Origin of the sequence: Burkholderia sp. Bp9090, from assembly GCF_003857985.1 — a bacterium.
Taxonomy (GTDB): domain Bacteria; phylum Pseudomonadota; class Gammaproteobacteria; order Burkholderiales; family Burkholderiaceae; genus Burkholderia.
The window spans coordinates 306625-327870 of sequence record NZ_QTPV01000001.1 but is presented as its reverse complement, the minus strand read 5'-3'; the positions used below and the strand labels follow the sequence as shown (position 1 = coordinate 327870).

The 21246-nt window shown below is 69.1% G+C and carries 19 protein-coding genes; 10 read left to right on the top strand and 9 right to left on the bottom strand.

Translation table 11 applies throughout. The features are described from left to right. Window position 1: 1 nt before the first annotated feature. Together DIE16_RS01445 and DIE16_RS01440 are read left to right on the top strand one after the other, a co-directional pair. Window positions 2–1336 (top strand): type II toxin-antitoxin system HipA family toxin, encoded by a 1335-nt coding sequence (locus DIE16_RS01445; RefSeq protein WP_124484837.1) that lies wholly within the window; start codon window positions 2–4, stop codon window positions 1334–1336. A gap of 107 nt (window positions 1337–1443) precedes the next feature. Further along, complete coding sequence (locus DIE16_RS01440; RefSeq protein ID WP_124519470.1) at window positions 1444–2679, top strand: NADH:flavin oxidoreductase; 1236 nt, start codon at window positions 1444–1446, stop codon at window positions 2677–2679. Between the two features lie 71 nt (window positions 2680–2750). Here DIE16_RS01440 and DIE16_RS01435 read toward each other — a convergent pair whose 3' ends face one another. Then, window positions 2751–3878 (bottom strand): 4-hydroxyphenylpyruvate dioxygenase family protein, encoded by a 1128-nt coding sequence (locus tag DIE16_RS01435; RefSeq protein ID WP_044843109.1) that lies wholly within the window; start codon window positions 3876–3878, stop codon window positions 2751–2753. 356 nt (window positions 3879–4234) lie between these two features. On the opposite strand from DIE16_RS01435, the gene shiA reads away from it, so the two are divergent. The 4 genes from shiA (at window position 4235) to DIE16_RS01405 (ending at window position 8895) form a co-directional block, all read left to right on the top strand. Continuing rightward, window positions 4235–5542 carry a shikimate transporter gene (gene shiA / locus DIE16_RS01425; RefSeq protein ID WP_124484839.1) on the top strand — a complete coding sequence of 436 codons (1308 nt, stop codon included), beginning with the start codon at window positions 4235–4237 and terminating at the stop codon, window positions 5540–5542. Between the two features lie 211 nt (window positions 5543–5753). Continuing rightward, window positions 5754–7055 carry a UDP-N-acetylglucosamine 1-carboxyvinyltransferase gene (locus tag DIE16_RS01420; protein WP_124519561.1) on the top strand — a complete coding sequence of 434 codons (1302 nt, stop codon included), beginning with the start codon at window positions 5754–5756 and terminating at the stop codon, window positions 7053–7055. A 396-nt stretch (window positions 7056–7451) separates the two neighbouring features. Continuing rightward, window positions 7452–7823 (top strand): DUF4440 domain-containing protein, encoded by a 372-nt coding sequence (locus DIE16_RS01415; protein WP_124519472.1) that lies wholly within the window; start codon window positions 7452–7454, stop codon window positions 7821–7823. A 301-nt stretch (window positions 7824–8124) separates the two neighbouring features. Continuing rightward, a complete protein-coding gene (locus DIE16_RS01405) occupies window positions 8125–8895 on the top strand; it encodes an IclR family transcriptional regulator C-terminal domain-containing protein (RefSeq protein ID WP_124484841.1) in 771 nt (256 codons plus the stop codon). 54 nt (window positions 8896–8949) lie between these two features. Here DIE16_RS01405 and DIE16_RS01400 read toward each other — a convergent pair whose 3' ends face one another. From DIE16_RS01400 to DIE16_RS01375, 6 genes are all read right to left on the bottom strand, one after another. After that, window positions 8950–11250, bottom strand: a complete 2301-nt coding sequence (locus DIE16_RS01400; RefSeq protein ID WP_124519564.1) for an ATP-dependent DNA helicase — start codon at window positions 11248–11250, stop codon at window positions 8950–8952. Next, window positions 11247–12941 carry a VRR-NUC domain-containing protein gene (locus DIE16_RS01395; RefSeq protein WP_124519474.1) on the bottom strand — a complete coding sequence of 565 codons (1695 nt, stop codon included), beginning with the start codon at window positions 12939–12941 and terminating at the stop codon, window positions 11247–11249. The genes DIE16_RS01400 and DIE16_RS01395 overlap by 4 nt, the downstream gene beginning before the upstream one ends. A 107-nt stretch (window positions 12942–13048) precedes the next feature. Continuing rightward, window positions 13049–13927 carry a MipA/OmpV family protein gene (locus DIE16_RS01390; protein ID WP_044843101.1) on the bottom strand — a complete coding sequence of 293 codons (879 nt, stop codon included), beginning with the start codon at window positions 13925–13927 and terminating at the stop codon, window positions 13049–13051. A 207-nt stretch (window positions 13928–14134) separates the two neighbouring features. After that, complete coding sequence (locus tag DIE16_RS01385) at window positions 14135–14446, bottom strand: hypothetical protein (protein ID WP_044843100.1); 312 nt, start codon at window positions 14444–14446, stop codon at window positions 14135–14137. Between the two features lie 17 nt (window positions 14447–14463). Continuing rightward, on the bottom strand, window positions 14464–14655 hold the full coding sequence (locus DIE16_RS01380) for a hypothetical protein (RefSeq protein WP_124519566.1): 192 nt from the start codon (window positions 14653–14655) through the stop codon (window positions 14464–14466). 89 nt (window positions 14656–14744) lie between these two features. After that, window positions 14745–15044: a hypothetical protein gene (locus DIE16_RS01375; RefSeq protein WP_124519568.1), complete on the bottom strand. Its 300-nt coding sequence runs from the start codon at window positions 15042–15044 to the stop codon at window positions 14745–14747. A 141-nt stretch (window positions 15045–15185) separates the two neighbouring features. Between DIE16_RS01375 and DIE16_RS01370 the strand changes: the two genes are divergently transcribed. The 3 genes from DIE16_RS01370 to DIE16_RS01360 all read left to right on the top strand — a co-directional run bounded on the left by DIE16_RS01370 (window position 15186) and on the right by DIE16_RS01360 (window position 16773). Next, complete coding sequence (locus DIE16_RS01370) at window positions 15186–15434, top strand: hypothetical protein (protein ID WP_124519570.1); 249 nt, start codon at window positions 15186–15188, stop codon at window positions 15432–15434. Window positions 15435–15777: 343 nt separating this feature from the next. Then, window positions 15778–16209, top strand: coding sequence for a CBS domain-containing protein (locus DIE16_RS01365; RefSeq protein WP_044843097.1), 432 nt, complete (start codon window positions 15778–15780; stop codon window positions 16207–16209). Between the two features lie 63 nt (window positions 16210–16272). Continuing rightward, window positions 16273–16773, top strand: coding sequence for a PRC-barrel domain-containing protein (locus tag DIE16_RS01360; RefSeq protein WP_124484847.1), 501 nt, complete (start codon window positions 16273–16275; stop codon window positions 16771–16773). A 34-nt stretch (window positions 16774–16807) separates the two neighbouring features. On the opposite strand, the gene DIE16_RS01355 is transcribed toward DIE16_RS01360, so the two are convergent. Together DIE16_RS01355 and DIE16_RS01350 are read right to left on the bottom strand one after the other, a co-directional pair. Next, window positions 16808–17452 (bottom strand): DUF4142 domain-containing protein, encoded by a 645-nt coding sequence (locus DIE16_RS01355; protein ID WP_124519901.1) that lies wholly within the window; start codon window positions 17450–17452, stop codon window positions 16808–16810. Window positions 17453–17832: 380 nt separating this feature from the next. Continuing rightward, complete coding sequence (locus DIE16_RS01350; protein WP_124519572.1) at window positions 17833–19800, bottom strand: ATP-binding protein; 1968 nt, start codon at window positions 19798–19800, stop codon at window positions 17833–17835. Between the two features lie 378 nt (window positions 19801–20178). Between DIE16_RS01350 and DIE16_RS01345 the strand changes: the two genes are divergently transcribed. Further along, complete coding sequence (locus tag DIE16_RS01345) at window positions 20179–21216, top strand: sigma-54-dependent Fis family transcriptional regulator (RefSeq protein ID WP_124519903.1); 1038 nt, start codon at window positions 20179–20181, stop codon at window positions 21214–21216. Window positions 21217–21246 lie beyond the last annotated feature (30 nt).

The following is a 21246-nucleotide window of genomic DNA, read 5'->3' as shown; positions in this document are numbered from 1 at the left end:
GATGGCCCGCCGCCCCCGCCACGACCGCCTCGACCTGTGGATGAACGGCATCCCGGTCGGCTACTGGGAAGTCCGGCGCGGCGTCGAGCGCCTCGTCTACCTGCCGGCGTGGGTCGACGATCCGCAAGGCCGTCCGCTGTCGCTGTCGCTGCCGTTCACGCCGGGCAATCAGCCGCACCAGGGCGCGATCGTCGCCGACTACTTCGACAACCTGCTGCCGGACAGCCAGCCGATCCGCCGCCGCATCGCGCAGCGCTACCGGCTCGGGTCGACGGCGCCGTTCGAACTGCTCGCGTCGATCGGCCGCGATTGCGTCGGGGCGCTGCAGTTGTTGCCCCCGGACGAAGCACCGGTCGACCTCGAATCGATCGACGGCACCGCGCTCGACGATACGGCCGTGGCCGACGTGCTGCGCCACGCGACCGCCGCGCCGCTGCCCGGCCACGCGGAGCCGGACGGCGAGCTGCGCCTGTCGATCGCCGGCGCGCAGGAAAAAACCGCGTTATTGCGCGACGGCGATCGCTGGCTGCTGCCGGCGGGCAGCACGCCGACCACGCATATCTTCAAGCTGCCGCTGGGGCGCGTCGGGAACATGCAGGCCGACATGCGCACGTCGGTCGAGAACGAATGGCTGTGTTCGAAGATCGTCGCCGCGTACGGCCTGCCGGTCGCCGCGTGCGACATCGGCCGGTTCGACGACCAGAAGGCGCTGATCGTCGAGCGTTTCGACCGCCGTCCGTCCCGCGACGGCACCTGGATCCTGCGGCTGCCGCAGGAGGACATGTGCCAGGCGACCGGCACGCCGTCGGGCGCCAAATACGAATCCGACGGCGGCCCCGGCATCGCGACGATCATGGGCATCCTCGCGAATTCCGCCGAGGCCGCGCGGGACCGGACGAACTTCTTCGTCACGCAGCTCGTGTTCTGGGTGCTCGCGGCCATCGACGGCCACGCGAAGAATTTCAGCATCGCGCACCTGCCCGGCAACACGTATCGCAGCACGCCGCTGTACGACGTGCTGTCCGCGCATCCGATCATCGGCACGCGCCGCAACCAACTGCCGCCGCGGCGCGCCCGGCTCGCGATGGCCGTGTGCGGGAAGAATCGCCATTACGTGATCGGCGACATCCAGCCGCGTCACTGGATCGCGCAAGGCGCGCGTGTCGGTCTGACCGAAGACGTCGTACGCGCGGCCATGGCCGATGTGGCGGCACGCACCGAACCGGTAATCGCCGGCGTCGCGTCGCGCATTCCGGCGGATTTCCCGTCAGACGTGGCCGATGCGATCTTCGACGGGATGCGCCGCCAGGCGCGCAAGCTGGGCGCGGCCGACTAGGCGGTGCGGGCGCCCGGGCGGCGGGCGGCGGATCATCCACGTGGACGATGCGATCCGGCGTCGGCTCCGCACAATGGTCGCCATCCCCATTCCGACGCACGCCCGACATGGAACCTGCCGCCCTCGATACTGCATTCAGCCCGCTGCAGATCGGCCCGCTGACGCTGCGCAACCGCTTGATCAAATCCGCGACCAACGAAGGGATGACGCCGAACGGCGTGCCGTCGCGTGCGCTCGTCGGGTTTCATGAACGCATCGCCGCGGGCGGCGCCGCGCTGACGACGGTCGCGTACTGCGCGGTCAGCGACGACGGCCGCACGTTCGTCGACCAGGCGCGGCTCGATGCGCCCACGGTCCGGCAATTCCGCGCGCTGACCGACGCGGTGCATCGCCACGGCGCGGCGGCGTCCGCGCAGATCACCCACGGCGGCTGCTTCACGTTCCTGCCGTCGCTGTCGACGAAACGTCCGTTGAGTGCGTCGGGCGGGTTCAACAAGGTCGGCGTGATGAGCGGCCGCTTCCTGAAGCAGGCGATGACGCGCGATCAGATGACCGTCATCGCCGACGAATTCGCACGCGCGGCGCGCCACGCGCGCGACGCGGGCTTCGACGCGGTCGAGATCCATATGGGTCACGGTTATCTGCTGAGCCAGTTCCTGTCGCCGCTGTACAACCGCCGCCGCGACGCATACGGCGGCGATGCGGCGCGTCGCGCGACGTTCCCCGTCGAGGTGCTGCGCCGCGTGCTCGATGCGGTCGGCCGCGATCTCGCCGTGGTCTGCAAGATCGGCGTGACCGAAGGGGTGCGTGGCGGCGGAACGCCCGACGACGCATCCGAGATCGCACGGCGGCTCGAGGCCGAGGGCGCGCACTTGCTGGTGCTGAGCGGCGGGATGAACGTCGAGTCGGTGTGGCAGCTGTTCGGCAGCCCGCTGCCCGGCGAGGCGCGCGCGAACGCCGACAACGCGATCGTGCGCACCGCGATGGCGCTGCAGAAGCTCACCGAGCCGAAGATGGGCGCGTTTCGGGAGATGTATTTCCTCGAGCATTCGCGGCAGGTGCGAGCGGCCGTCCGGATGCCGCTCGCCTATCTCGGCGGCGTGCGCTCGCGCGAGAACGTCGCGCTGGCGATGCGCGAAGGATTCGACGCGGTGGCGCTCGCCCGCGCGCTCGTGTTCGAGCCGGGTTTCGTGAACGAACTGCGCGACGGCCGCATCGCGCAATCGGGCTGCACGTCATGCAATCGCTGCGTCGTGTCGATGTACACGCCGGGCGGTACCGCATGCGCGCTCAAGGCGCCGAACGATCCGGCGCCGAACCGTGTGCCGGCCGCGGGCGGGTGACGTTACGCGGTCGCTGATTTCTCAGTCGCACTCGCAGCCGTCGCCACTACCGCGACCACGCCCTCTGCCGCTCACCCGGCGTCGCGGGCGCGGGCCAGCGCTGCGAGGTTCCCTTCCCCGAATCCGTGGTGCCCCTGCCGCTGCACGATCTCGAAGAAGATCTCGCCGGGCCGGCGCTTGACGAAGGTCTGGAAGAACAGGCGCGGCACGCCGTCGCTGCCGATTTCGCCGTCGACCAGCACCGCGCGGCGGCGCAGCGCGTCGAGATCGACGCCGTGCCCCGGCAGCCGCGCATCGACTTCGTCGTAATAGCGCGCCGGCGGTTCGATGAATTCGACGCCGTTCGCGCGCAGCGCATCGACGCTCGCCAGGATGTCGTCGGTCGCCAGCGCAACGTGCTGGACGCCTTCGCCCGGATGGTCCGGCAAATACGCGTGCATCAGCTCGGTGCGGCGCGTGCCTTCCTCGTAGACCGGAATCCGCACCGCGCCGCACGGCGACACCATCACGCGCGACTCTTCCGACACATGCCAGTGCGCGTCGATTTCATGGATTTCGCGGAAGTGCAGCAGGTCGTGATAGAAGTCGAGCCACTCGCGCATGCGCCCCGCGCCGACCGTCTGCGTGAAATGGTCGACCTGCTGCAGGCCCGTGCCCGCGCAATCGAGATCGGTATGCGCGGTCGCGATGTCGATCGGCCGGAAATCGATGTCGAAGATCGAGATGTCGCCGACGCCGCCGCGCTGGCCGTCCCGCCCACGCCAGCGATCGACGAAATAAAGGTGCGAATCGCCGATCCCCTGGATCGCCGGAATCTTCAGCTCGCCGACCCCGATCCGCTCGCCCTCGAACGCCCACGCGCCGAGCTCGATCGCACGCTCGAACGCGCGCCGTGCGCTGGCCACCCGCAGCCCGATCGCGCACACGCCCATCCCGTATTCCTCTGCATAGCGCGCAGCGAACGAATCGGGCTCGGCGTTGATCAGGAACTGCATCTGCCCTTGCCGGTACAGCGTGACGTTCTTGCTGACATGGCGCGCGATCGCCTTGAATCCGAGCTGCTCGAAGCGTTGCGCGAGCGCGTCCGGCACCGGCGCCGCGAACTCGACGAATTCGAGTCCGGCCATCCCGAGCGGATTGGCGGCCGGATCGGCAACGGGCGGCGTATCGCTGGACAGGGGGTGGGAATTGCCGGGCATTACAGTCTCCGGGGGTATGCGGTCGATGGGGATGACGCCCGCGCGTGCGGCATCCCCGGCCGATGGGGTGGCCGGGTGTCCGCCCGATTCGGGCAAGGTTTTGATGGTCCCGATTTTAACCAGATCGTTCACGCCGGCACACCCTGGCCGAACGGGATACGAATGCCTCGCCTAGTGCAAACCCGGGATTCGTTCGATAATCGCACATAAAAGAGCGATAATCGCGCATTTTGTCCGATCGGCCAATTGCCGTCGCGCGGCGCGCGCCCTATTCTCCGTCCACCCATCGACTTCAATGCAGCATCGGACGCGGCGCCGCCACGATTCCACGATGCGCCATGCCAGGAGACTTCGCCATGACCCCAACCTTCGACACCCTCGACGCCGCCGCCGGCGCCCGCGCGCGCAGCCAGGCCCGCAAGGCCGCGATCGGCAGCTTCGTCGGTGCCGTCGTCGACTGGTACGACTTCCTGCTGTACGGGATCGTCGCCGCACTCGTCTTCAATTCCGAATTCTTTCCGAAGGTCAGCCCGACCATGGGCACGCTCGCGGCGTTCGCGACCTTCGGCGTCGGCTTCCTGTTCCGGCCGCTCGGCGGCGTCGTGTTCGGCCATTACGGCGACCGGCTCGGCCGCAAGCGGATGCTCGTGCTGACCGTGATGCTGATGGGGCTGTCGACCGTCGCGATCGGCCTGCTGCCGAGCTTCGCGACGATCGGCTGGTGGGCGCCCGTGCTGCTGGTGCTGATGCGTGCGATCCAGGGCTTCGCGGTCGGTGGCGAATGGGGCGGCGCGGCGCTGATGGCCGTCGAGAGCGCACCGAAGCAGAAAAAGGCGTTCTACAGCAGCGGCGTGCAGGTCGGCTACGGCGTCGGGCTCGTGCTGGCCACGGGGATCGTGTCGATCCTGAGCCATACGCTCGGAGAGGCCGCGTTCAAGTCGTGGGGCTGGCGCCTGCCGTTCGTGTTCAGCATCGTGCTGGTGCTGATCGGGCTGTGGGTCCGCAAGAGCATGGACGAGTCGCAGGAATTCGTCGAGAAGGTCGAGCACGGCAATCGCAAGCTGCGCCTGCCGGTGCTGGAGGCGCTGACGCGCCATCCGAAGGCGTTCCTGCTGATCGTCGCGCTGCGGCTCGCCGAACTGTTCACGATGTATATCGTCACCGCGTTCGCGCTCAGCTATTCGACGTCGAACCTCGGCATGTCGCGCGACCTGTTCCTGAACATCGGCCTGCTGGTCGGCGCGGTCAGCTGCGTGACGATCCCGTGTTTCGCGTGGCTGGCGGACCGCTTCGGCCTGCGCCGCATCTACCTGATCGGCGCGCTGATCGGCCTCGCGTCGGCGGTGCCGTTCTTCGTCGCGCTGGAATCGCGCTCGATCGCGTGGATCGTGGTCTTCTCGATCCTGCTGGCCAATGCCGCGCACGACATGATCGTGAGCGTCCAGCAGCCGCTCTTCACCGAGTTGTTCGGTGCGGAATACCGCTACAGCGGCGCGGGCGTCGGTTATCAGTTCGCGAGCGTCGTCGGCGGCGGGTTCACGCCGTTCATCGCGGTGGCGCTGGTCAGCCTGGCCGGCGGTTCATGGCACCTGGTCGCCGGCTATCTCGCGGTGGGTTGCCTGATCTCGCTGGTGGTCGCCGCGCGGATGCGGGCGGCGGAGTGAGGAGATGACCGGAGGGCCGGCCGCAATACGCGCCGGCCATTTTCACACCGGCTACTATCCCCGGCGAGCCGGACGGGCCCGGCCCTCGCCCAACGTCAAACACGGTCAATCCCGCGCGCAGAAGCCCTTTTTGCCCTCTGAACATTCCACGTCACCCGCCGACCAATGGCATCATATGGGCCTACGTCAGTCACAGATACGCCCCCATATCATGTCGAATCTCATCGTCCACGGCGGCACTCCGCTGCGCGGGGACATCAAGCCGTCCGCGAACAAGAACGCCGTCCTGCCGATCCTGTGCGCCACCCTGTTGACCGATCAGCCGCTGCGCCTCGTCGGCGTGCCGGACATCACCGACGTGCGCAAGATCCTCGACATCTTCCGCACGCTCGGCAGCGACGTGTCGGTCGACTTCACGACCGGCATTCTCGAACTCCACCATCGCAACACGACGTTCGACCCGGCCGTTCACCGCCTGCCCGAGGCGATGCGTTCGTCGATCATGCTGATTCCGCCGCTGCTCGCGCGCTTCGGCGTCGCGCGCCTCGAGAACGACGTGAAGGGCTGCACGCTCGGCGTGCGCGAAATCGATCCGCACGTCGAAGTGTTCGAGCGCTTCGGCGCGCACATCGAGCGCACGCCCGATTCGCTGATCGTCCGTGCCGACGGCCCGCTGACGGCCAACGATCACTGGCTCGACTACGCATCGGTGACGACCACCGAAAACTTCGCGCTGTGCGCGACGGCCGCCGGCGGCACCTCCACGCTGATGAATGCGGCGTCCGAGCCCCACGTGCAGGAGTTCTGCCAGTTCCTCGCGATGATCGGCGTCGCGATCGAAGGCATCGGCACGTCGCGCCTGTGCGTGACGGGCGGCGGCAAGCTCGGCGGCGGCGAATTCCGCTTTGCCGAGGATTTCCACGAAATCGCGACGTTCCTCGCGCTGGGCGCGATCACCGGCGGCGACATCACGGTGCGCAACTCGTCGCCGGAGCATTTCCCGCTGATCGACCGCACGTTCGCGAAGTTCGGCGTGACCGTCACGCACCGCGACGGCTGGTCCCGTGCGGAACGCGACGGCCCGCTGCGCGTGCGCCGGCCGTTCACGCAGAACATCCTGACCAAGGTCGAAGCCGCGCCGTGGCCGTACCTGCCGGTCGACCTGCTGCCGATCTTCATCGCGCTCGGCGTGCGTGCGGAAGGCAGCGCGATGTTCTGGAACAAGGTCTACGACGGCGCGCTCGGCTGGTCCGGCGAACTGTCGAAATTCGGCGCGCACGTGCTGCTGTCCGATCCGCACCGGCTGATCACGTTCGGCGGCCTGCAACTGACGCCGGCGCGCGTCGAGAGCCCGTACATCATCCGTGTCGCGATCGCGCTGCTGATGGTGGCCGCGAGCATCGAAGGCCGCTCGGAAATCATGAACGCGCTGCCGATCCGCCGCGCGCACCCGCATTTCGTCGAAAACCTGCGTTCGGTCGGTGCGAACGTCGAGTGGACGAGCAGCGAGTAATGGCAATCGGGATGCGGCGGGCGTAACAGGCGCGCCGCATCCGCCGCTTTTTGCATTCGACCGGCGGCGCCGACGCGCCGCTGCCCCCTCTTCAGCCATCGGCCGCCGTCGGGTGCGTATCGGCCACGCCCCCGCCTCACTTCCCGTCCCGGCATCGACGTCGTTCGCGTCGACGTGGCAGCATCGATCACACCATTACGGTCACGGCCCCTCGGCCGGGATTGCTCGAGCGCATGAGCTGGATGTCGCCGGCGCCAATGCATTGCATCGCTCGCCGAACGCCAGATTCAGACCTGTCCGATTGCCCAAACACCTGTCGAAGCCATAGGCTGCGTTCCTTCCCAAGCGAATAGCCGCACACACGGCAACTCGCACTTCAACCGGAATGCAAGCGACATGGAACCTCGATTCACACTGATGCAGATGCGCGAAGTCTGGATCGATGCGTATCGCCACGCCGACGTCGAGCAACTCGATTTCGTGGCAAGCCCGCACTTCTTTATCCAGCACGAAAATCGCTTTCGTCCGAAAGCGCAGTTTCTCGCTCGAATGCGCGCCCTGTCGGCCGAACGGGCGACGGTCACACGTCGTGTTGCATACCGGGATGACGCGATACAGATCGCCGAGCACGCGCAATGGGCGACGATATCCGGAACTGGATTCGTCTGGCACGACGGAACGATGGATTCTCGCTTCGATTTTCTGGAGCTGTGGTGCGTGAGCGACACCCGATGGCGGATTGCCGCGCTTTGTCACGAACACACGTGAGCCCGAGAACCTCGCGCTGCCTGACCGCCCGTCGCGACCAGAACGCCGGACGAGCGCGTGCCCGAAACCGCCGGCGCTCAGACAAACGGATTCCGCAATACTGGATCACCCTCCACCCGCAAGCCGTCATGCATATCTTCGGTGTACAGGTACTCGCAGCCCTCGATCGAGGCCGTTGCCACGATGCACGGGCTGCAAGGCCGAACGGATAGCGCCGGCTGGCCGCATGTCGCATTGTCCGCCGCGCCGCGCGATAATCGCCCACTCCCGCACGAACACCGCGCACGACGCGCCCCCGACCATGAAAAAGCCCGACCTCGACCGACGCGACTGGATTGCCGGCCTCGAAAAGGGCCTGATGATCCTCGAGGCATTCGACAGCCAGCACGCGCGGATGACGCCGACCCAGGCCGCCGCCCGCACCGGCCTCACGCGCACGGCCGCGCGGCGCTACCTGCTGACGCTCGAATCGCTCGGCTACGTGTACACCGACGGCAAGCTGTACGGCCTCACGCCTCGCGTGCTGCGGGTCGGCTGGTCGTACTTCGATTCGGCGCGCCTGCCGCGCACGGTCCAGCCCTATCTGCAGCAACTGAGCGCGTCGCTGAACGAATCGGCGTACGTGAGCGTGCTCGACGGCTGGGAACTCGTGTTCATCGCCCGCAACGGCGTGTCGCGCGTGATGACGACCGGCTTCGTGCTCGGCGCGCGCGTGCCCGCCCCGCTGACGTCGCCGGGCGTCGTGCTGCTCGCGCATCAACCGGATCGCGAGGCCGTCCGCACGTGGCTCGACGACACCGAACTCGCGCCGTTCACGCCGCACACGATCACCAACAAGGCACGCCTGCTCGAACAGGTCGACCACGCGCGCGACGCGGGCTTCGCGGTGATCGAGCAGCAATTGCAGGTCGGCGTGCGCGGCATCGCGGTGCCGCTGAAGAACCGTCACGGCGAAGTCGTCGCCGCGCTGAGCACGAACATGCCGATCGGCGCGGAGACGACCGACGCGGCCGTGCGGCGCGTGCTGCCGCATCTGCAGGAAACCGCGCTCGCGATGCTCAACGTGCTTTAGGGATTCACGCGAGCCGCGCGCACGACATCCCGCGCACGACATCCGTCACGCCCGTCACCCGATCCGCCACCACCGCGGCAACAGATCGCGCACCTCCCGCCGCCGGTAACGATCGTCGATCAGATGCACGACGCCCTCGTCGTGTTCGGTGCGGATCACGCGCCCGGCCGCCTGCACGACCTTCTGCAGGCCCGGGTACAGATACATGTAGTCGTACCCGTTGCCGAAGCGCGCCTCCATCGCGCGCCGCATCTGTTCGTTGACATCGTTGACCTGCGGCAGCCCGAGCGTCGCGATGAACGCGCCGATCAGCCGCTCGCCGACGAGATCCACGCCTTCCGAGAACGCACCGCCCAGCACCGCGAAGCCGACTCCGCGCCCGCCCGCGTCGAAGCGCGCGAGAAACGCGTCGCGCTCGCTTTCGGCCATGCCGGGCGCCTGGGCCCACACGGGCACGTCCGGATGACGCGTCTGCATCAGCGCGACGACGCGCCCGAGATAGTCGAAGCTGCTGAGGAAACCGAGGTAGTTGCCGGGCCGTGTCGCATACTGCGCGGCGATCAGGTCCACGATCGGTTCGAGCGAACGGTCGCGGTCGCGCCAGCGCGTCGATACGTGGCTCGCGACGCGCACGATCAGTTGCTCGGCGCGGAACGGCCCGTCGACGTCGAGCCAGCCGGTGTCGGCCGGCAACCCGAGCGTGTCGCGATAGAAATGAAACGGGCTCAACGTGCCGGAAAACAGCACGGTCGCGCGCGCGGCGTCGTAACGCGGCGCGAGAAAGCCGGCCGGAATCACGTTGCGCACGCACAGCGTCGACTGGATGCGGCGCCGGCGCCCGGCCGGTGCGACGCCGTCGAGCCCGGCCTGGCGCGGCAGCGGCTCGCCGTGCAGCGTCGCGTCGAAGATCGACGCGCCGTCGAACGCATCGGCGAGCACGCCGAACTGGATCGCCTCGAAATGAAAGCGCAGCAGCGCGTCGCCGTTCGCGCGCGGCGCATCGGTCAGGTGTTCGCCGATCGCCGCGACGAGGTTCTGCACGGCCGACACGATCGGCCCCGGAATCTCGGGGTATGCCGCATAGCGCGCGGCCTGTGCGCGATTGAGCGTGCCCCACGCGCGCGCGAGCCGGTCGAACGCCTTGCGCAGTGCCGCGGGCGCCGCCTCGCGCGCGGCCGCGAATGCGAACGGGTCGAGCGATGCGCTATACATCTTGCGGGCTCGATCGAGCAGGTTGTGCGCCTCGTCGACGAGCACGCCGACGCGCCACTGGTTCTGCTGCGCGAGCGTATGCAGCATCGCGCTGCCGTCGTAGTAGTAGTTGTAGTCGCCGATCACCATGTCCGACCAGCGCGCCAGCTCCTGCGCGAGATAGTACGGACAGACGTCGTGCGCGAGCGCCGCCTCGCGCACGGTATCGCGATCGAGCAGCCCCGCGCCGATCGCCGCGTCGCGCGCCGCCGGCAGGCGGTCGTAGAAGCCTTGCGCAAGCGGGCACGATTCACCGTGACACGCGCGGTCGGGATGCTCGCACGCCTTGTCGCGCGCGACGAACTCCAGCACGCGCAGCGGCAGCGCCGGCGTGCCGGCGCCGAGCGTGGTCGCCGCTTCCAGCGCGAGCGCGCGACCGGGCGTCTTCGCGGTCAGGAAGAACACGTGATCGAGCTCGCCCTCGCCGCACGCCTTCAGCAGCGGAAACACCGTGCCGAGCGTCTTGCCGATGCCGGTCGGCGCCTGCGCCATCAGGCAGCGCTCGTCGCGCGCCGCGCGATAGACGGACACGGCCAGCTCGCGCTGGCCGCTGCGGAATCGGCCGTGCGGAAACGTCAGCGCGCGCAGCGCCGCATCGCGGGCCGAGCGGTGCGCGGTCTCGCGCTCGGCCCAGCCGACGAAGCACGCGCACTGCTCGGCGAAGAACGCGGCGAGCGCGCTTGCGCCGAGCGTCTCGGTCAGCACGGTCTCGCGCTCCGACACGATGTCGAAATACACGAGCGCGACGTCGATTTCCGCGAGTCCGCGTGCGTCGCACATCAGGTGCGCATAGACCTTCGCCTGCGCCCAGTGCAGCGCGCGATGATTGGCCGGCATCGCGTCGAGGCTGCCGCGGTAGGTCTTGATCTCCTCGAGCCGGTTCGCGACCGGGTCGTAGCCGTCCGCGCGCCCGCGCACGGTGAGCGTGCCCCACGTGCCGGTCAACGCGATCTCGGTTTCGTAGCGCGCGCCGCGCTTCGACGTGACGGCGCCATGACCGGCAATGCCTTCGAGCGCGGTCGGCGCGGGCGTGAAGCGCAGGTCGAGATCGCCGCGCCGCGCGGTGAATTCGCACATCGCCCGCACCGCGACGACGTAGCTCATGCGGACAATCCCGCCGCTTCGGCCTGCTCGACACCGGCTCCGGCCCATTCGACATCGACGACACGCACCGGCATGCCGTGCGCGAGGCAGTACGCGAGCCAGCGCGTCTGGTTGTCCTGCAGCCGGTCGCCGGGGCCCTTCACCTCGATCAATTCATAGCGCCGCTCGCCGGGCCAGAAACGGACGAGATCGGGCAGCCCCGAGCGGTTGCCGCGGATATCCGCGAGCAGGCGCGTGAACCACAGCCGCAGGTGCTCGGGCGGCAGGCAGGCCAGCGCCTCGTCGAGCAGTTCGCCGGTCAGCACGCCCCAGAACACGAACGGCGATTGCAGCCCCGTCTTCGTCGCGAAGTGCCGGCGGATCGTGTCGCGGTACGCGCTCGAGTCGAGTTGCGCGAAACAGGCGGCGAACGCGTCCGTGCGGCGCACGGCGAAATCGGGCGCGTGCAGGTCGGCCGGGCCGCGCTGGAACGGGTGAAAGAACGCGCCGGGCACGGCCGCGAACACGGGCTCCCAGCACAGCAGGCCGAACAGCGAATTGATCAGCGTGTTCTCGACGTAGTGAACCGGCGCATCGGGCTGCGCAAGATGGTCGCGCACCGCGTATTCGACGCTGACGAACGCTTCAGGGCGCATCAGCACGAGCGTCTCGCGCGGCACGTCGGGCGTGCTGCCCGCGCGTTCGACCCGCTGCCCGAGACGGCGCTGCAGGCGCGGCAGCATCCGCTCGACGCGCTGGCGCTCCTCGTCGCTTTCGAAGCCGCCGCGCGCATCGAGCGCCAGCGCGAGCGCATCGGTGTCGCGGCCGCAGCGTTCGAGCACGCGAATGCGCCGGTGCCGGCTGCCCGGCCACGCGCTGCGCGCATACGCGTCGAGCGCGGCAGCCCAGTCGGCGCGGCGCTCGCAGGTCTGCCCGAGCGTGAACAGCAGCTTCGCGCGGCGCGTCGCGAGCCACGGCTGCGCGCAGCCGACCGCGTCGATCGCCTGCAGCAGATCGTCGAACGGCTGGTCGTCGGGCCATGCGTCGAGTGCTTCTCGGCAGGTCTGCAGCGCGAGATACGCGTCGACGTCGTCGCGCTGCTGGAACGCGCGCGACGACGGCGCGAACGGCACGCTTTCGTACTGGAACACGCCGAGATCGGCGAGCACGAATTCGCTCCAGTCCTGATGAAGATTGCCGAAGAACATCAGCCGCAGGCGGTCGCACAGCGCGCCGACCGTCACGCGCAGCACGCAATCGTCGGCCTGCGCGCACCATGCGTCGAGCGGTTGCGCCACGTCGTGCGCGGGCCGCAGCCGCTCGAGCCACTCGGGCTTGCGCTCGCCCGCGTGCGCCGCGAGCGACGGGAACATCTTCAGCAGGTCGGCCTTGGTCGACAGCAGGAACAACTCGTCGAGCGTGAGCGCGGGTGCCGGATCGACCCAGCCGAGCTCGACGAGCGGCGCGGCCGCGTCGAGCGTGCTGCCGATTTCGTCGTACGCGAGCTTGCTCGCGCGGAAGTCGGTGCCGCTGCGCATCAGCATCCGCACGAGCAACGCACGCGACGCTTTCGGCAGTTGCGCGAAATGCGCGAGAAACGCATGTTCGCTCGCATCGAGCAGGTCGTCGTAGCGCTCGCCGAGCCAGGCCAGCGCGCGTTCGAAATTGGTCAGGTAGTAAAACGCCGGGGGCGTCGGCGATGCAGGCGTCACGGGGATCGATCACTGTACGTTTGTACAGGTCGGAATCATATCAAATGTGACGAAAAATGCCGCATGCCGCGCACCGCCATGCGGCTGCCCCGCCGGCGCCGACCCGGTCAGAACTGGTAATTCACCGACATGTCGAACACGCCGTTCGTCGACTGCTGCGTGATCGGGCTGCGCCGTGCGCGGCCGACGAGTTGTTCGATCGCGCCGTCCATCGTCACGAACCAGTGCTTGTTGACGAACCACACCATCGTCACGCCCGCGCCGAACGACTTCATCCCCGCGCCCGACGAATAGGCCGGCAGCCCCGAGCGCGCGGACGCCCCCGCGGGCACGCCGAACCAGCTGTTCATGTAGCGCGAATCGGCGAACGACACGGTCGGCCCGGCGAACCAGAAGAAGTGTTCGTTGCTGCCCGGCATCGGCATGTACGCGGAGAAATCGCCGACCCAGCCGTTCGAGCCGCCGATGCTGCGCCGCACATCCGCGCGCAGCACGAGCGGAAAATCCTTCGAGATCACGTAGTCGGCCGCGAGCTTCATCACCGGCGCCGCGTTGATGTTGTCGAGCCCGTTCAGGTGGTCGAGGTCGTCGGCCGAGCGGCGCCCGAGGTCATAGCCGACCGACAGGCTCACGCGCCAGTTGGGCCCGCGCAACACGTTCGCGCCGAGCCCGTCGCCCGTCGACAGGAAGAACAGGTCGCGATAGCGCACGTCGAGATTCGGGCCGCCCATCACGCGATAGCGATCGGAACCCGCGTAGCGCGGCTGCAGCGTCATCGCCGCGCCGACGCTGACCTGCCACGTGGGGACGGTCGGGCTGAACAGTTTCTGCAGCGGGACGCCCGCCGAGTATTGCCATTCGCCGAGCGGCGACGGCGTCTGGGCCGACGCGTCGCGGGCACCGGCCGCCGCGAGCGCGGCGAAGGCCGACAGGCCGGACACGAACCGGCGGGTGCCGGGCGACAACAACGGGCGGGCAACTGTCATCAAGGCGGTCTCCGTCGGTTGCACGAAACGAACCTGAGGGAAAGCGCGTCGCAGCCTGGCCGGCTGCAACGGCGAGCAGCCGACGGCGCGAACGTAGCGTGCGCTGAATTGTGAACATCCTACGCTGGCGCGCGCGAAGCCGCAAAGCGCCCGTTGAACGCGGGCACTTTGCCGTATTCCGGCATGAACCGGCGCAGGGTTGCGGAATCAGAAACGCTCGACGTGATAGTCGCCGGCGAGCGCGGCCGGGCTGCGCTTCGCCATCATGCGCGAGAAGCCGTCCGCGAGACGCCCGAGCGCGAGCTGCTTCTGGCTCGCGTCCCAGTGCGTGTAGGTGTCGTAGGCGGTGTCGTCGAACGACACGGTGACGGCGACCGGGCGCCCGCTCGCGCGAAAGCCGATATGCAGCACGCCGCCCGGCAACTCCTCGATGTGGTAACGCAATGAACGCGACTCGAAATAGCGGCCCAGCACCTGGGCGATCGCGCGCTTGTCGGGCGATTGCACGTGAATGTCCATGATGGTCCTCCTTTTGATCATCGCGCGGCCGGCCGCGGTTCGCTGCCCTCGCCCGGCATCCGCATCGGCGGCGGCTGCGACGGCGGATCGCCTTGCGGCAGGCCCGGGAGCACGGGCGGATCGAACGGATCGTCGTGCTCGGGCAGCGCCGGATCGGGATCGAAGTCGGGCGTCGGCTCCGGACGGTGCAGCATGGATCGTGTACTCATGTCGCTCCTGCGCGGCGGCTCGCGCGTGTCGATGGGTGCGGCGAGCGCGCGCAAGCGGCGTGCCTGCCCGGTGGGCAGCCGCGCACCGGTCATGCATCGTAGGCCGCCATCACCAGCCACAGCGTGCGCCCTTCGGCGGCGAGGCGCGCCGCGAGTGCGAATCGATCGGACGGCGCGCATCGCGCGGCGAGCGCCCGCCGTGCGCTTTCCGGCCCCGCGTAGACGGTAGGGTTCAGCTCGCGAACCTCGTCCTTCCCGTCGAACATGCGCCGCTCGGGCCGGTGGATCTGCGATTCGCGCTTCCATGTGTCGAAACGCTCGCGCACTTGACTGAAATCGCCGCCGCACACGTTCGCGTCGTAACGTATTCTTTCCCTGGGTTCATTCATCACGATGTCCTCTCGTCCACGCCGGCGGCGGGCCGGCCACGTCTCAGCCCGCTCGGCCGGTTCGACGGCTGCAAGCGTCATGCCGCCCGCGCTGCGCGGGTACGGTGCTTGCACCCCTCGTACCCATAAGGAGGTTCGATCATGACCGCATCCGCCCCCGGTAGCCGAGACGCCGTGTCACCGGCTGCCAGCCCGCTCTCCCTAGCCACGTCGCGCAAGCCGTCCGACGACAAGACGGAAGAGCGCATCGACGAAGGGCTCGAGGAGACGTTCCCGGCCAGCGATCCGCCCGCCGTCGGCGGTGCGACCCGCATCGACCCCGCCAGGCCGTCCGGCGAACGCGAACGTCGCGCGCCCGACGCCCCGCCACCGCCCCGCGATCACGGCTGACGGCGGCACCCCGGCCCGCGATGCGCGGCAGCGTAGCGTCGCCCGGCCGGCCCAACCGGAGTGAAGTGATGAAACGCATCGAACGTGCATGGCACGAAGTCAGCGGCGCCGCAGGCGTCGCGGCGCTCGCCGCGATCGAGAGTGCGCTGGTCCTCGCAATCGTCGTGATGACGGGCGTCGGCCACTGAGCGTCGCTCGCGGCCCGGCCGCGGCTGGCGCCGTGGAAGATGTACAAGCCGGCTGGCAAATTTCTCCGTGGCCCGGCCGCGCAGGCCCGGCCTGTGCCGATTGAACGCGGCACGCGTTCTGCTTCCATGTCGTCTCGTTCACGAAGGAGGCGTTCATGTATCGCGTCAATGAAATCATGTCGCGCGACGTGGTCTGCGTCGCGCCGACCGACACGATTCGCCATGCGGCCGAATTGATGCAGCGCTTCGACATCGGCGTGCTGCCGGTCTGCGACGACACCGGGCTCGTCGCGATCGTGACGGACCGCGACCTCGCAGTGCGAGCGCTGTCGCACGGGCATTCGTCCGATACCCCGGTGAAGGTGGTCGCATCCGCGCCGGTGCAGTGGTGCGTGGAAGATGACGGCGTCGGCGACGTCCAGCAGCGGATGGCCGACGTGCAGTTGCACCGGATGCCGGTGCTCGACGCCAATCACCAGATCGTCGGCATCGTGTCGCTGGGCGACATCGCGACACGCGCGGGCGGCCCGGCGCGCGACGAGCTGGCGAACACGCTCGAGGACGTGTCCCTGCCGCGCCGCCGCTGACCGCGGCACCTCACCCGGCCCGCGCGCCGTGTGCGCCGCGCCGCTTCGACCAGGAGAACAGCGATGACAACGGACAGACCGTCGCGCACGCAGGCGCGCATCGTCGGCGACCGCGGCCGTTCGGCCGGCGGGCCGGGGCCGGACGTGATGGCCGCCAGCACGCTGGAAGACGATCGCGTGCTGACGCTGGACGGCGACGACATCGGCAAGATCACGAACATCATGCTCGATATCCGCTCGGGCCGGATCGCGTATGCGGTCGTGTCGTCGGGCGGGTTGCTCGGGATCGGCGACAAGCTGCTCGCGGTGCCGTGGAACGTGCTGACGCTCGACGCCGGGCGCCGCTGCTTCGTGCTGCCCGTTTCGACCGAGCGCGTGCGCGACGCGCCCGGCTTCGAGAAAGACCGCTGGCCGACGATGGCCGATCCCGCCTGGGCCGAGGGGCTGCACGCGTACTACGGCGCATCGCCGTACTGGCTGATCGAGGAAGGCGAAACGGTACTCGATGCGCCGCCCTTCGAGGCGTCGCCGGAGGGCCCGGAAAGCGACACGCGGCCGCACTGACGGACGCGCCGGGGCGCGCGGATCGCCGTGCGGATCAGTGCGCGGCCGCGATCGCACGCTCGAGTGCGCGCGCGGCGCTCAGGTGCGCCTTCAGCGTCGGCAGCGCATTGACCGCGAACGCGCGAAGCTGCGGGTCGTGGCCGTCGCGCGCCTCGGCTGAGTAGAGCCGGATCGCCGCGTCGTGCGCGTTCGTTCCCGCCAGCTCGATGTACCCCTTTTCGAACGCATGGCCACTCTTGCTTCGCAGCGCATTCACCGCCGGATCGACCAGCATCCGCGTCTGCACGGGCAAGCCCTTTTGCGTGCCGAGCCGGCGCAATTCCGCGGTCATGCGAACGTGATCGTCGATCATCCGGCGCGCGAAGGTCTTCACGCGCGGATTCGACGACCGGTCGAGCGCGAGCTTGCTCGCCTGCAGCTCCGTCTTGCCGACGATGCCCGCCTTGTCGATGAATTCGGCGTCGATGCCGCTCGGCCGCCGCGTCATGTCCGCCTCGTCGGCGGTCGCGCCGGGACTGACGACGCCCGGCGCGACCTGAACGGACGATGCCGGCGGCGCCTGCGCATGCGCCGGCGCGAACGCCGGCACGCGCAACACCGCGAGCGCACCCGATCCCACCAGGCACACGATGGCGGCAACCGCGGCGGATCGGCGGAGATTCCTGTCGCTCGTTTTCATCCGGACCTCCGTATCGGTCGACGGATCGGCCCTGCCGAACGCGGCAACCGGCCCGTCATGCGGGACGATGCGCGGACGCGGGAAATCGGTCCACGCGCCTTTGCTCCATGCCCCCTCGACATACTCGATCGACAATGCGGCGGTTACCCGCAGCGTGCGCTCCGCGAACGTCGTGTCATACGTGACTTCCCGCGGATCCGCAGCCTGTCGCACACACCGCGCGAACCGTCGATGTTGGGCACGACCCGAATCGCCGTCGCGCGTCGCCGCTCGTCGGGTACGCCGCCCGTCGACTCGGCCTGCCGCCGGGAGCCGATGCGCCGGGCAAGGTTCGATCCCTTCATCGTGCCGCCTGGCGCGGGATGCGGAGGCCCCGCGCGTCAGCGATGCCGCTCGGCGCTCGACACGTCGACGATGACGCTGGCCAGCGTCGGCATGTCGACCGGCTTGCACAGATACGCGTCGAAGCCGGCGGCCATCACGCGGTTCCGGTCCGCCGCACCCGCATGCGCGGTCACCGCGACGACGGGCAGGCGCCCGCTGCCGTTCGGCAAATGGCGGATGTGGTCGAGCAGCCAGAAGCCGTCGCCGTCCGGCATCGCGAGATCCGACAGCACGACGCTCGGGTGCTGCCGCGCGACCACGTCGAGCGCGTCGCGCCCCGATTGCGCGGTCGACACCTGCGCACCGAGCGTTTCGAGCGCCGCCGCGAGGCTCGCGCGCGACGTCACATCGTCATCGACCACCAGCACGCGCCGGCCGTCGAGCGCGACCGCCGTCGACGCACCGCTCGGCCGTAACGGCTGGCCGTTCGGCATGTCGGCGCCCCAGTCCACCGGCAGCATCACGGTCACGGTCGTGCCGCACCCGGCGCCATCGCTCGCAGCCGTCACCTCGCCGCCGTGGAGCCGTGCGATGTTGCGCACGATCGACAGGCCGAGTCCGAGCCCACGCTTGGGCGAGGCCGACGCGCCTTCCGGCCGGTTGAACGTATCGAACAGATGCGGCAGGCGTTCCGCCGAAATGCCTTGGCCGGTATCGGCGACCGACAGCCGCACGCGCGCGCCGGCCCGGGTCAGGGACACCTTGATGCTGCCGCCCGGCGGCGTGAACTTGATCGCGTTCGACAGCAGGTTCGACAGCATCTGGCGCACCCGCTCGCCGTCCGCGGAGATCACGCAGTTGGACATCTCGCACGCGATCGACAGTTCGAGACCGTTCGCCTCCGCCGTCGCGCCGAGTTCGCGCACCGCCTCCCGCACGACGCGCACGAGATCGACGGGCGCGCGCTCGAGCCGCATCCGCCCCGTTGCGAGCGACGAGGCGTCGAGCAGGTCGCCGACCATCCGCGACAGCGAGCGTGCACTGCGGTCGATCGCATCGATCGCCTGGTGAGCGAAGCTCTGGCCGTCGGCGCTGCGCATCACCTCGACCCAGCCGTAGATCACGTTCAGCGGCGTGCGCAGTTCATGCGATACGGTGGCGAGCAGTTCATCCTTCAGCCGGTTCGACTCGTCGGCCTGCACGCGCGCGTCGCGCGCACCGCGTAACGAACGCAGGTTGCGCCGCTCGCTTCGGCGGCGTTCGCGCGCTTCGCGCAGCGTCATCGACATGCCGGTGCAGTTGCCTTGCGCGTCGACGATCGGCGCCGCCACGAAGGTCGCGCGAAAGCGGCCGCCGTCGTGGCGCAGGCACAGAATGTCGAGCGGGCCTGCAGGCGGGCGCGCGTTCGCGAACGTCGTGGGAACCGGATGCAACCGCAGCCAGCGCGGCGCGATCAGCGTCGTGACGTCGTGGCCGATCACCGCCGCGGCATCGATGCCGAACAGGCGCCGCGCGGCCGGGTTCCAGCTCGTGATCCGCCGGACCGCATCGACGCCGACGATCGCGTCGGGCGACGCATCGACCACGCGGCGCAGCAGGATGTCGTCGAGCGAGCGCGCCGCGGGTGCCGGTTCGCGACGCGGCATGCGTGCGTCGTTTTCCTCCGCATCCTCGGCGCCGTGCAGCCGATCGTTTGCGAGCAGCGGCTTGACGACCATCACGAGCACGCATTCGACGAAACCGATCGCGACGAAGGCGCCGGCCTGCGCGAGCAGCGCGGGCAGCGTCACCTCGCGCCAGCCCAACGCGCCGATCACGACCGCGCTCGCGGCGATCGCGGCCAGGCCGCCGCCGAACGACGTCAGCCAGGCCGCAGCCGCAACACCGGCGTAGAAAGGCAGCTGTGCAAACGGTGCATGTACGCCGACGACGTGCATCGCCCACGCCTGCAGCGCGGACGCCACCCCGACGGCCAGCACGACCCATGCGCCCTGCCGGAACAGTTCACGGGTAAGGATCCTCATCGTGTCCCTGCATCGCCCCGGCGACCGTCGCTCGACGGCTCCCGCCTCGGCGGCCGGCATGTGCCGTCGAGCGTTCGGGGGCGAGCCCAAGGGCCGGCGCAACGCGCGTACCCGCGGCACGGCCGCGCGGCGGCTTCGCGGCGCGGCGCGCTGCGCGTGCCGCCGCGCCGCGTCGCTCGGCCGCCCTGCCGCATTTGCGCGGAACGCGGGCGCTGCCGACTTGCGATTTTTCATCGGTCGGCTGCAAAAAAGCATCGACACGCGGTGTCGGCTGCCGCCTGTCGGCATCGTGCCCCCGTGATCGCGTATTTCTTCGATCCCCGCACCGGACATTGTAAATTTCTAAATCGCGGCACCTTCCGTGCGGTTTCGCTGTCGATGATAGATATTGCAATGAAGGGAACGTGCGGTGCCGATTTTCAAAACGGGCCGCCGACGCTTATGGCTGAATCCGCAAACCGTCCGAAGCAAGGCGCCGACGCGCGCCGGCTGTCCGGCCGCTCCGCGGCGATGCGCACGCTGCTCGGCCGTATCGAGAAAATCGCTCCGACCCGCGCGAGCGTGATGATTGCCGGCGAAAGCGGGGTCGGCAAGGATATCGTCGCGCGCCGGCTGCACGACCTCAGCGGGCGACGCGACGGGCCGTTCGTGCCCGTCAACTGCGGCGCGATTCCGGCGGACATCGCCGAAGCGCAATTGTTCGGTCACGAAAAAGGCAGCTTCACCGGCGCGATCGCGCAACGGGAGGGGTTTTTCGAAGCCGCGTGCGGCGGCACGCTGCTGCTCGACGAGATCGCGGAGATGCCCGCGGCGCTGCAGGTGAAGCTGCTGCGGGCGCTCGAATCGAACACGATCATTCGGGTCGGCGGCACCGATTCGATTCCGCTCGACGTGCGCATCCTGTCGGCGACCCGCCACAATCCGGCCGATGCCGTGCGCGACGGCCGGCTGCGCGAGGACCTGTTCTACCGTCTCGCCGCGTTCGCGCTGTATGTGCCGCCGCTGCGCCAGCGCAGCGGCGACGTCGAGGCGATCGCGCATGAGTTCGTCGATGCGCTCAACGCGCGGCACCGCTCGCACAAGCGGCTGACCGACGCGGCGATCGCCGCGCTGCGCGCCTATTCGTGGCCGGGCAACGTGCGCGAGCTGCACAACACGATCGAGCGCGCGTACATCCTCGCGGACGACGGCATCGACGTCGCGTTGCCGAGGCCGGCAGCGCCGCCCGCCCACACGTCGGACGACGCGATGGCGCTGCCACTCGGCGCGACGCTGCACCATGCGCAGCAACGTTTCATCGCGGCGACGCTTCAGCACTTCGACGGCAACAAGCCGCAAGCCGCGAAAGCGCTCGGCATCAGCCTGAAGACGCTCTACAACCGGCTCGCGCTGATGCGCGACGACGGCCGCGCCTGAGCGCCGCCGCGCGCCGCGGCGCGCCCTGCG

Bases quoted from the DNA above. Each gene is read 5' to 3' on its own strand.
- DIE16_RS01405 (WP_124484841.1), top strand. From the start codon at position 8,125: ATGAAAAAGCCCGACCTCGACCGACGCGACTGGATTGCCGGCCTCGAA.
- DIE16_RS01385 (WP_044843100.1), bottom strand. From the start codon at position 14,446: ATGGACATTCACGTGCAATCGCCCGACAAGCGCGCGATCGCCCAGGTG.
- DIE16_RS01360 (WP_124484847.1), top strand. From the start codon at position 16,273: ATGACAACGGACAGACCGTCGCGCACGCAGGCGCGCATCGTCGGCGAC.
- DIE16_RS01445 (WP_124484837.1), top strand. From the start codon at position 2: ATGGCCCGCCGCCCCCGCCACGACCGCCTCGACCTGTGGATGAACGGC.
- shiA (WP_124484839.1), top strand. From the start codon at position 4,235: ATGACCCCAACCTTCGACACCCTCGACGCCGCCGCCGGCGCCCGCGCG.
- DIE16_RS01370 (WP_124519570.1), top strand. From the start codon at position 15,186: ATGACCGCATCCGCCCCCGGTAGCCGAGACGCCGTGTCACCGGCTGCC.
- DIE16_RS01355 (WP_124519901.1), bottom strand. From the start codon at position 17,452: ATGAAAACGAGCGACAGGAATCTCCGCCGATCCGCCGCGGTTGCCGCC.
- DIE16_RS01440 (WP_124519470.1), top strand. From the start codon at position 1,444: ATGGAACCTGCCGCCCTCGATACTGCATTCAGCCCGCTGCAGATCGGC.
- DIE16_RS01420 (WP_124519561.1), top strand. From the start codon at position 5,754: ATGTCGAATCTCATCGTCCACGGCGGCACTCCGCTGCGCGGGGACATC.
- DIE16_RS01415 (WP_124519472.1), top strand. From the start codon at position 7,452: ATGGAACCTCGATTCACACTGATGCAGATGCGCGAAGTCTGGATCGAT.
- DIE16_RS01390 (WP_044843101.1), bottom strand. From the start codon at position 13,927: ATGACAGTTGCCCGCCCGTTGTTGTCGCCCGGCACCCGCCGGTTCGTG.
- DIE16_RS01435 (WP_044843109.1), bottom strand. From the start codon at position 3,878: ATGCCCGGCAATTCCCACCCCCTGTCCAGCGATACGCCGCCCGTTGCC.
- DIE16_RS01350 (WP_124519572.1), bottom strand. From the start codon at position 19,800: ATGAGGATCCTTACCCGTGAACTGTTCCGGCAGGGCGCATGGGTCGTG.
- DIE16_RS01380 (WP_124519566.1), bottom strand. From the start codon at position 14,655: ATGAGTACACGATCCATGCTGCACCGTCCGGAGCCGACGCCCGACTTC.
- DIE16_RS01345 (WP_124519903.1), top strand. From the start codon at position 20,179: ATGATAGATATTGCAATGAAGGGAACGTGCGGTGCCGATTTTCAAAAC.
- DIE16_RS01375 (WP_124519568.1), bottom strand. From the start codon at position 15,044: ATGAATGAACCCAGGGAAAGAATACGTTACGACGCGAACGTGTGCGGC.
- DIE16_RS01400 (WP_124519564.1), bottom strand. From the start codon at position 11,250: ATGAGCTACGTCGTCGCGGTGCGGGCGATGTGCGAATTCACCGCGCGG.
- DIE16_RS01365 (WP_044843097.1), top strand. From the start codon at position 15,778: ATGTATCGCGTCAATGAAATCATGTCGCGCGACGTGGTCTGCGTCGCG.